Source organism: Nocardiopsis sp. NPDC058631, from assembly GCF_042716955.1.
Classification (GTDB): Bacteria; Actinomycetota; Actinomycetes; order Streptosporangiales; family Streptosporangiaceae; genus Nocardiopsis.
In genome coordinates, this window is the sequence record NZ_JBHXQY010000041.1 from 1 (window position 1) to 14,432 (window position 14,432).

Consider the following 14,432-nt stretch of genomic DNA (forward strand, 5'->3'; position numbering starts at 1 on the left):
TTGCTGCACGGTCCACCACGCACGGGCGGAAAAGGTCGTCACTGGCCTTGATCTTCAGGACGGTCGACAAGCCCGAGCGGTCGCCCTCCGGCGTTCCCGGCCCGGGGCCGCTGTCGGCGCGGGGCGGGGCGGGCCCGCTCCCCGCCGTCCGTGTGCTCGCGCACCTCCGTGCGCCCCCACACGACCTCGGTGGCGGCCCGACGTCGCCGGACGGAGCCGGGGAAGCGGACTCAGCCCCTCCGGTCCGGGGTGCCGGGAACCTCCAGGAACGGTCGGACCATCTCCGGGGTGACCCCGGCCGCGAAGGCCACCGACTCCTCGAGCGAGGCGTCCTGGGCGGTGTAGCCCCCCGCGCCCGCTCCCACCGTGACCTGGAGGTCGGCCAGGGAGGACCCCCGCTGGAAGAGGGTCTGCGTCCAGGTCCAGCCGATCACCGCCGAGCGCTCCACCGTCGCCTGGCTCCTGCTGAGCGAACCCGAGCGGACGCTCACCCGCTCACCGTCGTAGCCGTGGCCGAGGGAGCGGTAGCGGTCCACGCCCAGCGGGATGCCGAGCACGGCGAGCGCCAGGCACGCCACGGCGAGCCACTCCGCCCCCAGGGCGGCGGCGACCGCGGCGAGGAGGGCGAACGGCAGGACGGACCGTGTCAGGCGCCGGAACAGGGCGGCTACCGGGTGGCGCTTCAGGGCGCCCCCGAAGAGGGCCAGCGCCTGGTCGACGACGCCCTCGACCGCGGTGCGGGGCCCGATCGGCAACAGCACCGCACGGTTGGCCGCGTCTCCCAGGCCGGTGACGACGGCGCGCAGCCGCACCGCGCCCCGCGTGCGTTCGAGGGGGTTGTCCAGGAGTTCGTAGCCGCGGATACGGCGCCTCTCCAGTGTGACGCTGCGCCGGGTGAACAGCCCGCGCTCGGCGACCAGGGAGCCGTCGCGTCCGCGGAGTGAGAACCCCCAGTGCGTGAGGGCGTAGGAGACCACGGCGAACACCGGCATCAAGAGCACCAGCACACCCGCGAAGACCAGGGCGACCATCAGGAGAAAACCCCGGTCCGAGGTGGTCAGCCAGTCCACGACGACGTCGTTGGCCCGGTCCCCCGCCGTCTGCTGGACCGTTCCGAAGAGCGTGGCCAGGACCGCGAACGGGGTGAGCAGGTAGCCCAGGCTGAGCGCACCGTACAGGTACCAGGAGCGCGGCATGGCGAAGTAGGTGACGGTGTCGTCGTCCGGAACCGGCGGCGCCTGCCCCTCCGCCGGCCCCGCGGTCTCCGCCGGGCCGGCGCCCGCGCCGGGGGCGGCCCGGTGACCGGCCTCCTGGCCCGCGAGGACAGCCTTGCGGTGCAGCAGGACGCGGCGCAGGCGCTCGGCCTCGTCCGCCGCCACGGCGTCGAGCTTGCCGTCCTCGGTCGCGGTCGCCGATCCCGCTGCCGCCTCGATGTGCACCACCGCCACGCCCAGGAGGCGGTGCAGCAGCGTGCTGGTGACGTCGACGCCGCGGACCCGTTCGAGGGGGATCGTGCGCCGGGAGCGCCTGATCAACCCCTTGCGGATCTCCAGCCGGTCCTCGCCGACCTCGTACCGGGTGGTCCTCCAGGTGACGAACCCTCCCACGAGCAGCACCACGACGGTCGCGCCCGTGGCGCCGAGGACCCACGCGTTGAACCCGCCCAGGAGCAGTCCCGCCGCGATCGGCACCAGGAGGCCCTTGAGCTGGTTGATGGGGCCGACGACCATGCTCCGGGGGCTGGTCCTGCGGACCCGCTCCGGTGCGAGGAGGGACTCCGCCGAGGGCGCCTCCCAGGGCCCTGGCGCTCCGCTCCCGGCCAGGTCCGGCCCTCCGCGTTCCCGCGGGGGTCCCCACCAGTCACGGGAAGCCGCCTGGTGGGGTGCCTGCCCGTCCGTCGGCGCGGAGGGAGGCCCGGCGGGGGACGCCCCCTGCGCGTGGGGCGGCTCGGCGCCGCGGTCGGTCGGGGACCGCACGTCCCCGCTGCGCGTCGACGGCCCCGTTGCCTCCGCGGACGCGAAGCCGTGCTCCTCCGGGGCCGCGGGGCGGTCGGGGACGGTGCTCCCCGCCGCGTGTCCCGTCAGGTGGGGCGCGGAGGTGCTCCCCGGCGCCACCCAACCGCCGCTCGTGTCGGCCCGGTCCGACGGCGGCTCCGGGTCCGGCCTCTGCTCGTGTGCGCCCTCTCCGTGCTCCGTGCCCATCAGGTCGCGTCATCCCTCAGCGCGCCCGCGCGCACGGCCAGGTCCTCGCTCAGGCGGCGCGCCTGCCCGGCGTCCAGACCCTCGATCGTGGACGACCCCGCGTAGGAGGCGGTCTGCACCTCCAGGGTGGCCACGTCGAACACGCGCTCCAACCACCCCTGTGTGTGGTCGACCGTCTGCAACCGGTTGACCGGCACCAGCTGCCAGGTGCGGCTGATCCAGCCCACCCGGGTGTAGATGACGTCCCCGGCCACCTCCCAGCGGTGCACCCGGTACCGCCAGGACGGGACGATCGCCACCTTGAGCAGCGCGTACACGCCGTAGGCGACGGGCAGCAGCCACGCGTTGTCCACGGCCCAACCCGGGATCCAGACCCAGCCGAGCGAGGAGGCGCCCCACGCGACCGCGCTCAACAGCACCAGGGTGAACACCGACCCGAACAGGATCCTCAGGGTCCACACGCCGATCGCCCTGCTGCTCACCCGGCTCTGCGGGGGCCGCAGCCGGGCGGTTTCCCCGCCCCCCGGTTCGGGGCCCGACCGGGCCCGGTCGGGGTCGGGAATGGCGTCGTGCGGCGGGGTGTTCATCACCTGCACGAGTTTAGGCCCTCCGTGTTCGGAGCTCCTTCCCCGCAGGGGCTCCGGGCGGACTGCGGCGGAGCGCGGGAACTCTGTCAGCGTTCTGTCAGCCCAGCTCGTCACACTGGTGAACAGACGTTGAAACGGAGGAACGATGACTGACGCCATCCGCGCGGAGGGTCTGGTCAAGCAGTTCAAGGGCAAACGCGCCCTGGACGGCGTGGACCTGACTGCCAGGACGGGGGCCGTACTGGGTGTTCTGGGCCCCAACGGGTCGGGCAAGACCACGATGGTCCGCATTCTGGCGACCCTGCTCAGACCCGACGGCGGGCACGCCGAGGTGGGCGGCTACGACGTGGTCCGCCAGCCCCACGAGGTGCGTCGGCTGATCGGTCTCACCGGCCAGTACGCCGCTGTGGACGCCGACCTGACCGGTACTCAGAACATGATCCTCATCGCGCGCCTGCTGGGCTTCGACCGGGCCGGCGCCCGGGTCCGCGCCGCGGAGCTGCTCGATCGCTTCGGACTCGCCGACGCCGCCGACCGCCCCGCCAAGACCTACTCGGGCGGCATGCGCCGCCGGCTCGACCTGGCCGCGAGCCTGGTCGGCCGCCCGGCCCTGCTGTACCTGGACGAGCCCACGACCGGGCTGGACCCGCACAGCCGCAACGGCCTGTGGGACGTGGTGCGCGGGCTGGTGGACGACGGCGTGACCGTCCTGCTCACCACCCAGTACCTGGAGGAGGCCGACCAGCTGGCCGACGACCTCATGGTCCTCGACCACGGTCGGATGATCAGCCGGGGCACACCGGAGGAGCTCAAGAACCAGGCCGGCCACCAGGTGCTCGAAGTGCGCACGGTGGACCCCGGTCAGCTGGCCCTGGCGACGAGGATCATCGAGGCCGTCACCAGCACGCCCGCCGCCTCCGACGGGCTGCTCGCCAGCGTCCCGGTCACCAGTGCGGGGGTACTGCCCGAGGTGGTGCGCCGCCTGGACGAACAGGGCGTGGAGGTCGCAGAGCTGTCACTGCGCAAGCCGAGCCTGGACGAGGTCTTCCTCGCCCTGACCGGTCGCACCGCGGACGAGGAGACCACGGACGAGACCACGGACGAGACCGTGGACGAGGGGGCCAGGGCATGAACGCCGTCACAACCCGCACACGGTCCGCGGACCCCGGTGGCCCAGCGGTGGTCCCCGGGCGGATCACACCGCTGGGCACGGTCCAGAACGGTCTCCAGCTGGCCTGGCGCAGCGTCCTGAAGATCAAGGCCAACCCCGAAGAGGTCTTCGGGCTGATGCTGCAACCGGTCATGTTCGTGACCCTGTTCGTCTTCGTCTTCGGACAGGCGATGATGGGCGACTGGCAGGCCTACCGCGACTTCCTGATGCCCGGCATCATCGCCCAGTCGGTCGTCTTCGCCACGCTGGGTACGGGGTTCTCCCTGAGCCAGGACGTGGAGAAGGGCATCTTCGACCGGTTCCGGTCACTGCCCATCGCCCGCTCCGCTCCGCTCACCGGCGCGATCCTGGGCGACCTGGTCCGGTACACGATCACCGTGGTGATGGTGCTCCTGGTCGGCATGCTCATCGGTTTCCGCCCCGAGGGCGGCGTGGGCGGCGTGGTCGCGGCCGCGGCCCTGGTGCTGCTGTTCGCGTTCGCGCTGTGCTGGATGTCGGCGTTCATCGGCATGGTCGTGCGCACGCCGATGGCCGTGCAGGCGTTCGGGATGATCCTCATGTTCCCGCTGACCTTCAGCAGCTCGGCGTTCGTCAGCCCCGACGACATGCCCGGCTGGTTGCAGGTGGTCGCCGCGAACAACCCGGTCACCCACGTCGTGGACGCCATGCGCGCCCTGATGCTCGGCACCGGAGGCGCCGCGGGCCCGGTCCTGTGGACCGTGGTCTGGTCCGCGGTCTTCACCGCGGTCTTCTTCCCGCTGGCCGTGTGGGCGTACCGCCGCCGCACCTGACCGGCACCGGCCCCCTTGGCCACCGCGCCGCCCCGGCCCCCGGGGCGGCGCGGGCGCGTACGGGCCCGCCGTCGGGCGCGCCCGCAGTGAACCGTCACCCGCCGTGGCGCCGGCCGCCGGACCCGCGGTCGGACACGGCCGGTGGCAGCCACTCCCCCGCTCGCGCCAGGATCTCGTCCTTGGCGGTGCTCCGCGCCTCCGCGACCAGCCGCCCGTACTCCGCGCCGCCCAACTCCCGGCGCGTGTGCTCCCGCGCCCGCACCACATAGGGGGTCGTGTTGTCGGGAACGCCGCGCAGCGCCTCGGACCAGCCGAGCACGCGGGCCGCCCGGCGCGGCGACTCCGGGGCCAGCATCATCGCGAAGACGTCCAGGACCTCCGCGCAGACGGGTCCCAGGCCCTGGGAGGCGAGCCGCCACGCCCGCCCGAGGTCGCGCCACGCCTCCTCCGGCGCCCCGGTCCGCCAGTGCAGGACCGCGGACATCACCTCCAGTCCCCCCTCGATGTACACCGGCGAGAACCCGCCCAGGCCGTTCAGCTCCTCCCGCATCCGCTCGACGACCGCGCGGGCCCGCCCCAGTTCCCCGGCCTCCCTGAGCCACTGGGCCTCCGTCAGCCACAGCAGCACCATGTGTTCGTCCTGGACCGGCCCCTCGAAGTCGAACAGCGCCGTCAGGTCCAGGCGGGCCGCCTCCAGGTCTCCGAGGTCGGTCAGGGCCTGGACCCGGCGGACCCGGAACAGCGCCACCATCCCGGTCAGCCCCGACGCCTGCGCGTGCTGTATCCCCTCGGCCAGCAGCTCGCAGCAGCGTTCGAGGTCCTCGAAGCGGTACACGTCCACGACCTGGGCGAGCGCCTGGCAGACGCCCCAGGCGTCGCCGCACGCGCGGAACTCCTCCAGTGCGGCCTCCGCCTTGCCCAGGGACTCCCCTGTGTGGCCGGTGACGGCGTCGAGCAGGGACAGCAGGCAGCGCACCATGGCGCGCATCCACGGATCGGGCTGGTCCAGGGCCGTGACAAGGCGTTCGTAGGCCTCCCCCGGCCGCCCCTGGATCATCGCCCCGTACAGCAGGCAGTGCACGAGCACGGGGTGCCGCTCGATCCGCTCCCCCGCAGCGGTGACGATCTCCTCGATCTCCCGGACGCGCTCCAGTGCCACGTCGTGGTCCACCGCGCCCTCCCCGGCCCGGTGGAACAGGCAGCTGGCGTAGGCCACGGTCCTGCCCTCGGGAATCCGGTCCCCGAGCATGTCCAGGACGGCCTCCGACCACCGGCCGAGCTGGCGCCAGGACCCGCCCAGGGTCCAGTACCACTGGGTGTACTCGACCAGGTCCAGGGCGAGGTCGGCGTCGCGGCGCTCCACCGCCCACCGCACGGCGGCGCCGTGGTCCGCGGACTCCGGGGCCAGGCGCACGAGCAGTTCGGCCTGGCGACGGCCGCGCAGGAGCGGGTCCGCCCCACGCCACAGGTCCCGGATGTGGAGGGCGTGGGCGTCGCGGACACGCACCTCCTCCCCGCTGAGCGCGAGCCGTTCCGCGGCGTAGGCGCGGACGGTCTCCAACTGGCGGTAGCGGGGCGGCTCGTCGTCCCTGGCGGGGTTCTCGGCGATCACGAGGGACTTGTCCACCAGGGAGAAGAGGGCGGTCCACACGTCCCGGCCGTCCACGCGGCCCTCGGTACCGGGATCCGAGGGGTCGGCGCAGACCCGTTCGATCGCCTCCAGGCCGGCGCCGCCCGTGAAGATCGACAGGCGGCGCAGCAGGCGGCGCTCGGGTTCGTCGAGGAGTTCCCAGCTCCAGTCGACGACGGCTCTCAGCGTGCGGTGGCGGGGAAGTGCTCCCCGGCTGCCTCCGGTGAGGAGCCGGAACCGGTCGGTCAGCCGTTCGGCGAGCTGGGCGATGGTCATCGAGCGCAGGCGGGCAGCGGCCAGTTCGAGCGCCAGGGGCATCCCGTCCAGCTCCCTGGCGACACGGACGACATGGGCGACGTTGTCCGGTGTGACGGCGAATCCGGGCCGCGCCGCGGCGGCCCGCTCGGTGAACAGCGCGACCGCGGGGTAGGTGAGGGCCTTCTCGGCGTGGGCGCCCTCGGGCGGCAGCGCCAGGGACGGCACGGGCATCAGCTGTTCGCCGGGGACGCCCAGGGGTTCCCGGGAGGTGGCCAGGACACGCAGGCGGGGACAGCGGGCGAGCAGGGGCTCCACGGCCCTGGCGACGTCCTCGACGAGGTGTTCGCAGTTGTCCAGGACGATGAGCGCGGCGTGGTCGCCGATGTGGGAGACCACGCGTTCGAGCGGGGGGATCGGCACCGGCGCGGACCGCGTCCGGATCATGGCGTGGGCGCGCAGGTCCAGGGCCCCCACCAGGGCGTCGAGAACGTCGGCACCCGACCTGGAGGCGAGCTCGACGAACCAGCAGCCCCGGGCGAGCATCTGCGGCGCGCGTGCGGCCAGGGCGGCGGCGGTCTCGATCGACAGGCGGGTCTTTCCCGCCCCGCCCGGCCCGGTCAGGGTGACCAGGCGCTCCCGTGCGAGCAGGTCGACGGCGGCGCCCACCTCGGTGTCACGCGGCACGAAGCTGGTCAGCGTGACGGGCAGGTGCAGCTGCGGCCGGGCGGCGGGTGCCGGGGACGGGGCGTCGAACTCGCCGCGCAGCAGGCGCAGGTGGGTGTCGCGCAACTGGGGCGAGGGGTCCAGGCCCAGGCCGTCCGCGAGGCGGGCGCGGAAGCGGTCGTAGGCGGTCAGGGCGTCCGCGGTGCGCCCGGCCGCGGCGAGGACCCGCATGAGCAGCTCGACGGGGCGCTCCCGGCTCGGCTCCCTCCTGGCGAGCGCCTCGACCCGGGGCAGGATCTCCGCGTGGTGGCCCAGTTCGGCCCGGGCGGCCAGGTGGTCCTCGGTGGCGGACCGGTGGGTCTCGGCCAGGGCGAGCGCGATGTCCTCGGCGACGCCGTGGGCGGTCAGGTCGGACAGCGCGGGCCCCCGCCACAGGGCGAGCGCCTCGCCCAGGGCCCGCTCGGCGTCGGCGGCCCGCCCCGAGGCGAGGTGGGTCCTGCCCTCCCCCGCCAGGGCCTCGAACCGGTCCGCGTCGACCTGGCCGGGGTCGACGGCCAGCCGGTACCCGGTGCCGTCGCCATCGATGAGGGCGCCCTCGCCCAGGGCGCGGCGCAGCCGGGAGACCAGCGCCTGGAGGGCGTTCCCGGCCGCTGCCGGAGGCGCCCCCGCCCAGATGCCGTCGATGAGCCCCTCGACGGACACGCGCTGCCCCGGGCGGAGCAGGAGGAGGGAGAGCAGGACGCGCAGCCGCGCGCCGCCGATGGTGACGGGCCGTCCGGTCGTGTCGTGCACCAGGAGGGGCCCCAGGATGGAGAACCGCACCGACCCATGATTACCGATCCGCCGGGGGAACGCGCGGGGGCGACGCTCCGGCGGCCCGCTCCCCGGCCCCGTCGGACGGGCGCGGGGCCGTCGGGCCGGGACGGTCGCCCGAACGCCCGCGTGACCACAGTAGGGTTCGCTCAGGAACGTGTCGCCGGTGCCCTGTGGCGGCTCCCGCGCGTTCCCTCCCCGAGTCCGGCTCCGGGTGACCTCCCGACGCCGTACCGGTTCACAGCGAGTTCCGCCTCCACGGCCCGAAAGTCCAGCAGGAGTTCCCATTGTTCCCGGCCCTCCCCTCCCCCCGGCCCACCGGTGCGCGCACGGCACGCACGTCCCCCGCAGCGCTCGCCGGCGTGGTGACGGCGGGGGCCGCACTGGTCCTGACCACGGGTTGCGGCATCCTCGCCCCGGGGCAGAACGGTGACATGCCCGACGACATCAACGTCACCAGCCCGCTCATGCAGGAGGGGCAGCCGCTCCCGGCCGCCTACGCCTGCGAGGGTGCCGCCGACGGCGAGGAGGGCGAGGAGCAGGGAGAGCCGGAGGCGTACTCCCCACCGCTGAGCTGGTCGGGGCTGCCCGACGAAGCGGGCTCGATCGCGCTGGTGGTGGACGATCCGCAGGTCGCCCAGGTGTTCTGGGTGGTCTACGACCTGGACCCGCAACTGGTGGAGCTTCGGCAGAACATCGTTCCGGCCGACGCCAAGCAGGGGCAGAACTCCGACGGCGTCGCCGCGTACGGCGCCCCGTGCCCCGAACCCGAATCGTCGTACGAGTACCGGTTCACCGTGTACGCGCTGGAGAACCCGTTGGACCTGCCGGAGGGCGCGTCGCTGGACGCGGCCCTGGACGCGATCGCCAACCAGGCGGTCGCCCGCGGGTCGCTGGTCACGACCAGCGAGTGAAATAGGTCATAACGGCCGTGTCCTGACGCTCCGAAACCGGGTGGCTCCGCCCCACCGGACCCCCGGGGGATTCGCTCAGGAACCATCCATCGCCCTCTGCACACGGGGCGCGACAGCGCATACAGTGGAACTGTGCCCCTCGCCCCATTTCAGATGACCGATTCCCGTCCACTCGCCGCGCGGCGCACCGACCTGAAACCGCACCGGACCACCTGCACCCCTCGTAGCACGCAGGTCGGACAGACCGGGACGGCAGAGCACCAGGCGGGCGCCGCACATCCCCGGCCGGTTCCAGACACCCCGGTCCCCGGTGCGATCCGGGCGCGGCCGACCTCCCCAAGGTAGTGCGTACACCATGACCGTCACCGTCATCATCATCATCGCCGTCATCGTCGTACTCGCCGTGCTCGTCCTCCTCCTGCTGGGCATGCGCGCGCTGAGCTCCAGCTCCCGCGAGGACGACTACGACGACGAATACGAGTACGACGACACCGAGGACACCGGTCGCGCCCCCGACCGCGCACAGGACCGGGACCTCGACCGCGACGAGGAGGAGCCCGCGCCGCGCGGGCGGTCCCGCCGCTCGCACCAGGACGGTGGCGGCCGGTCCGAACGGCGGCCCAAGGGCCGGCGCAAGCGCGAGGCCGACTGGGACGACGATGACGACGCGGACGGCCTGTCCGACAACGACTTCTGGTCCAGTCTGAGCGAGGACGGCCCGGCCCAGCGCGCCTCGGAGCCACGGGGCCGCCGCGGCGACCGCGAGGACCGGGGCGCCAACGTCACCGCGTACGAGTACGAGGACGACGACTACGACGACGGGTACCAGGACTTCGAGGAGCAGTCGGGGCCGCCCGGGGCGACCACGGTCCTGCCCGCGGCGACGGGGTCCGGTACCGGTCCCTCCGCGGACCTGGCGATGCTGGCGAGCCTGGGGCAGGAGAACATGCCCGAGGCGGACGACCGGTCGGGGCGGTCCGGCAGGCACGGACAGCCCCCCGTCGCCGCCCCGGACCCCCTCAGCCAGGACGAGCGCGCGCTGCCGCCGCGTCCGGAACAGGCCGCGCTGCCCCCGACACAGGGGATCCCACCCACGCAGGGCCTGCCGCTGACGCAGCCCGCCGCGCCCGCAGCCTCCGCCACCCGTGGCGACGACCCGCTCGGTTCCGGCTCCTGGTCGCCCGGCTCCTCCTACTCCCAGCCCCGGACCGACCCCCTGGCCCCCTCCTCGGACACGCACGATCCGCTCGGCGTGTCCGACCCGGCGGGAACCGGTTCCCCGCTCGGCGGCCGTTCCTCCTACGACAGCGGCTCGCTGAACCGGTCGGACTACCCGGGCCCGGCCGTCCCCCCGGCCGTGAGCGACCCGCTCGCACCGGGTTTCCGGCCCCCGGCCCCCCCACAGGGTTCGGACGCGGATTCGCCGATATGGTCCAGCATGGACACCGGCGCGCACCAGCGCTCCGACTTCGGCTACGGCGGCGGCCAGGGCAGCACACCCGCGCCCGGCCCCGGCGGCACGCCCCCGCTCGGAGGCGGCGGCCCCGCGGACCCGTTGGGCGGGGGCTACCCGTCCGCGCCCCGGTCCGAGGGCGGCTACGACACGGGCACGCACACGCGATCCTCGTACGACACCGGCGCCCACTCCCGGGGGGACTACGCGGGCACCGGACGACCGGAGTTCGACACGGGCAACCACACCCGCCCCGCCTACGACACCGACTCCTTCAACCGCTCCGACTACGACACCGGAACCCACACCCGGCCCCAGTACGACACCAGCACCCACCAGCGCCCCTCGTACCCCGACGGCAACACACCCCTGTGGGGTGAGAGCGGTGGCACGTTCGGCTCCCCGAGCACGCCCACCGTTCCCGGCGGGCCGGGAGGCGGACTCGGGTTCCCGGGCGGCCCCGGCTCCCACAGCGGACCGGTGGTACCCGGTCTCCCGGGAGGTTCCGACCGGGAGGCGCCGGTGCCGGGTATGCCGTCCCCGTTCAACAGCGGACCGGTCGGCCGGCCCGGATACCCGGGCGGACACGGCGTCCCGTCCTACCAGGACGGCCCGGACGGCCAGCCGTACCCGGGCGACCGGCAGGGCTACCCCCCCTTGCCGCCCACGGGGGGCTACCCGGCCGACCAGGTGCGCGGCGACGTCCCCCCGGGCTACGGCGGCTACCCGGGCCAGGACGACCGGTTCGGACGCCCGTCGGACCCGAACGGCCCCGGCAGCGGCTACTCCGACATGCTGGGGGGCTCCTACCCGCCACGGCAGCCGCAGCAGCCCGACCACGGTGGCTACCCGCCCCTGGACGGCTGGCAGCAGCAGGACGACGAGGGACGGCCGGGCGGTCCGCAGGCTCCGGGCCCGTACCCTCCCGAGCAGCCCTACGACCAGAGGGGATACGGCAAGGAGCGGTACGAGGGCGGCTACGAGGACGGCCGCTTCCACTGATCTGACGCCGGCCGCACGGCTCTGACCCACGGTGACGGGCACGCGCTGCCCGGCCTCCACCCGCGGCCCACAGCTTCACACCACCGAGGTGACGGGGAACTCCCGCCACCTCGGTGTTTTTTGTGCCCAGGTTTGTCCCGACGCCATGTGAAGTCGCAAAGATGGTCACCCTCAGCACAACAGCACGTCACACTGCGCCACGGAAGTTGACTACAGTTAGTGATTACAGAGGGACCCTTCGGGGTTTCGCCCTGTATACGCGTTCACCCGCGCACCCCCCAACCGGACGCCCTCGTCCTCGTGCGCCTACGCATCACTTGCCTGGTCCAACCCGAACGGAGCAACCATGCGCAACGACGCCCCGGGAGTACAGCCCCACGCCCCGCCCGACGCGGCGCCACCGGGCAGCCACAAGGACCGCAAGGGGGTCGTCGCCGACGTCGGCGCCTCCCTCGTGGTCTTCCTGGTCGCCGTCCCCCTGTCACTCGGGATCGCCGTCGCCTCCGGCGCCCCGCTCATCGCCGGAATCATCGCCGCCGTCGTCGGCGGCATCGTCGCCGGGCTGGTCGGCGGCTCCATGGTGCAGGTCAGCGGCCCGGCCGCCGGGCTGACCATCATCGTCGCGGACCTCGTCGCGACCTACGGGTGGCGGGTGACCTGCCTGATCACCCTGCTCGCCGGGCTGGTCCAGATCGCGCTGGGGGCCGTCCGCATCGCCCGCGCGGCCCTGGCCGTCTCCCCCGCCGTCGTGCACGGCATGCTCGCCGGTGTCGGCGTCACCATCGCCCTCGCCCAGCTGCACGTGGTCCTGGGAGGCGCGCCGCAGAGCTCAGCGCTGGCCAACCTCGCCGACCTGCCCGACCAGGTCGCGCACAACCACTCCGCCGCCGTCGCCGTCGGAGTCATCACCATCGCGATCATGTTCACCTGGAACAAACTGCCGTCCCTGGGGAGGTTGCGCCCGGCCATGGTTCCCGCCGCGCTGGTCGCGGTCGGCACCGCGACCGTCATCGCGACCGTGGGCGGTTGGAAGGTGGAGACCGTCGTGCTCCCCAGTTCCCTCGCCGACGCCTGGAACGGGCCGATGCTCCCCGCGGCCGGACAGTGGCACGGCGTCGCGGTGGCCGTGGCCACGGTCGCCCTGGTCGCCAGCGTCGAGTCGCTCCTCGCCGGAATCGCCGTGGACCGCCTGCACAACGGGCGCCGGATCATGCTCAACCGGGAGCTGTTCGGCCAGGGCGCGGCCAACACCGTGAGCGGCGCCCTGGGCGGGCTGCCCGTGGCGGGCGTGATCGTGCGCAGCACCGCCAACGTCCGGGCCGGTGGGCACACGCCCCGGTCGACCATCCTGCACGGTGTGTGGGTGCTGTTGTTCGTCGCCCTCTTCGCGCACGTGGTCGAGCTGATCCCGATGGCCGCGCTGGCGGCTCTGCTGGTGTTCATCGGCGTGCAGATGGTCTCGGTCGCCCGCCTGCGCGACCTGCGACGCCACCACGAGGCCAGCGTCTACCTGGTGACACTGTTCGGCGTGGTGTTCCTGGGGCTTCTGGAAGGGGTCTTCCTCGGATTCGCTCTGGCCATGATCGTGTCCCTGCGCAGGCTCACCAAACTGACCGTGACCACCGAGGAACGCGACGACCGCGTCCACGTCACCGTGCGCGGCTCCCTCACCTTCCTCGGGGTGCCCCGGCTCGCGCACGTGCTGCGCACCATCCCCGAGGGTGCCCTGGTCGACCTGGACCTGCACGTGGACTTCATGGACCACGCCGCGTTCGAGGCCATCCACGCCTGGCGCGTGGACCACGAGCGCACCGGGGGCGCCGTAGACATCGACGAGGTCCACGAGAACTGGTACGAACGCAGTTCCACCCGGTCCGCCCCCGCGGCCAAGACCGTTCCCAGCGGCCTGGCGCGCTGGTGGGCGCCGTGGGGCATGCGGGGGGACTCCGAGGAGGCCCACCGCGAGGTGAACGCGCTGGGCCTGCTCACGGCCGGTGCCCGCGAGTACCACTCCAGCGCCGCCGACCGGATGCGGTCGCTCATGGGTCGGCTGTCGCACGGGCAGCACCCGACAGCGCTGTTCATCACCTGCGCCGACTCACGGGTGGTGCCGAACCTGATCACGGCGAGCGGCCCCGGCGACCTGTTCACCGTCCGCAACGTCGGCAACTTCGTGCCTTCCCGGGGGACCCCCGGGGACATGTCGGTCAGCGCGGCGGTGGAGTACGCGGTGAACGTCCTTCGGGTGCCCTCGATCGTGGTGTGCGGCCACTCGCACTGCGGCGCCATGAAGGCACTTCTGGAGAAGGCCCACCTGGAGCCGGGGGACGCGGAGACCTCGCACATGTGCCGTTGGCTGGCGAACGGGCAGGGGAGCCTGGTGCGGGCGGGTGAGGGCGCCGGGGCCCTGGCGGGGCTGCCCGCCGCCGAGGCGCTGCGGCGGCTGGCCCAGGCCAACGTGGAGGAGCAGCTCGGCAACCTCATGGGCTACCCGGTGGTGCGCGAACGGGTGGAGTCGGGCGACCTGGAGCTGTCGGGGATGTACTACGACCTGGAGACGGCGAGGGTGCACCTGCTGGACGCCGTGACGGGGGACTTCGCCCCCGTCGAGGGCGTCCAGGACGTGAGCGGCCCCGTCCCGCACCCGGGGGCGGACGCGGGTCAGCTGCTGGATTCGTCTCCGGGCGCGTCGTCACGCTCGTCCTGTTGAACGCCCGAGGCCTGGTAGGAGGCGAGCATGACGATCGCCACGATGGCCAGGACCGGTAGTCCGAAGAGGACCACCCAGAAGACGGTGGAGTCGAACAAGAGTCACCCATTCCCGTGAACGCGGATGCCCGTTGGGCCGTCGACCCCGGTCGTCGGCCCACGGGCGCACACGCTCCGGCACTCGGCCCGGGGTATGGAGCGCAAGGGCCAATCTATCGGTGCGCGTGGGCGATGGGCCAT

Annotated in this window: 9 protein-coding genes; 5 read left to right on the forward strand and 4 right to left on the reverse strand. The window is 73.4% G+C overall.

Going from position 1 to position 14,432, the window contains the following annotated elements; translation table 11 throughout:
* Positions 1 to 230: 230 nt before the first annotated feature.
* On the reverse strand, positions 231 to 2,201 hold the full coding sequence (locus tag ACFWTE_RS15385) for a PH domain-containing protein (RefSeq protein ID WP_378780040.1): 1,971 nt from the start codon (positions 2,199 to 2,201) through the stop codon (positions 231 to 233).
* Positions 2,201 to 2,788, reverse strand: a complete 588-nt coding sequence (locus ACFWTE_RS15390; protein ID WP_378780090.1) for a PH domain-containing protein — start codon at positions 2,786 to 2,788, stop codon at positions 2,201 to 2,203. Before ACFWTE_RS15390 ends, ACFWTE_RS15385 begins: the two co-directional genes overlap by 1 nt.
* 145 nt (positions 2,789 to 2,933) lie before the next feature.
* Between ACFWTE_RS15390 and ACFWTE_RS15395 the strand changes: the two genes are divergently transcribed.
* Together ACFWTE_RS15395 and ACFWTE_RS15400 are read left to right on the forward strand one after the other, a co-directional pair.
* On the forward strand, positions 2,934 to 3,920 hold the full coding sequence (locus ACFWTE_RS15395; protein ID WP_378780041.1) for an ATP-binding cassette domain-containing protein: 987 nt from the start codon (positions 2,934 to 2,936) through the stop codon (positions 3,918 to 3,920).
* Entirely contained in the window at positions 3,917 to 4,750 is an 834-nt protein-coding gene (locus ACFWTE_RS15400) for an ABC transporter permease (protein WP_378780042.1), read from the forward strand. Before ACFWTE_RS15395 ends, ACFWTE_RS15400 begins: the two co-directional genes overlap by 4 nt.
* Before the next feature lie 94 nt (positions 4,751 to 4,844).
* Here the strand turns inward: ACFWTE_RS15400 and ACFWTE_RS15405 are convergent, their stop codons facing one another.
* On the reverse strand, positions 4,845 to 8,123 hold the full coding sequence (locus ACFWTE_RS15405; RefSeq protein ID WP_378780043.1) for an ATP-binding protein: 3,279 nt from the start codon (positions 8,121 to 8,123) through the stop codon (positions 4,845 to 4,847).
* A gap of 278 nt (positions 8,124 to 8,401) precedes the next feature.
* Between ACFWTE_RS15405 and ACFWTE_RS15410 the strand changes: the two genes are divergently transcribed.
* From ACFWTE_RS15410 to ACFWTE_RS15420, 3 genes are all read left to right on the forward strand, one after another.
* Positions 8,402 to 9,028 (forward strand): YbhB/YbcL family Raf kinase inhibitor-like protein, encoded by a 627-nt coding sequence (locus ACFWTE_RS15410; protein WP_378780044.1) that lies wholly within the window; start codon positions 8,402 to 8,404, stop codon positions 9,026 to 9,028.
* 355 nt (positions 9,029 to 9,383) lie between these two features.
* Positions 9,384 to 11,483, forward strand: coding sequence for a hypothetical protein (locus ACFWTE_RS15415; RefSeq protein WP_378780045.1), 2,100 nt, complete (start codon positions 9,384 to 9,386; stop codon positions 11,481 to 11,483).
* A 346-nt stretch (positions 11,484 to 11,829) separates the two neighbouring features.
* Complete coding sequence (locus ACFWTE_RS15420) at positions 11,830 to 14,193, forward strand: SulP family inorganic anion transporter (protein ID WP_378780046.1); 2,364 nt, start codon at positions 11,830 to 11,832, stop codon at positions 14,191 to 14,193.
* On the opposite strand, the gene ACFWTE_RS15425 is transcribed toward ACFWTE_RS15420, so the two are convergent.
* Positions 14,145 to 14,291: a hypothetical protein gene (locus tag ACFWTE_RS15425; RefSeq protein ID WP_330090977.1), complete on the reverse strand. Its 147-nt coding sequence runs from the start codon at positions 14,289 to 14,291 to the stop codon at positions 14,145 to 14,147. The genes ACFWTE_RS15420 and ACFWTE_RS15425 overlap by 49 nt on opposite strands.
* Positions 14,292 to 14,432: the final 141 nt, after the last annotated feature.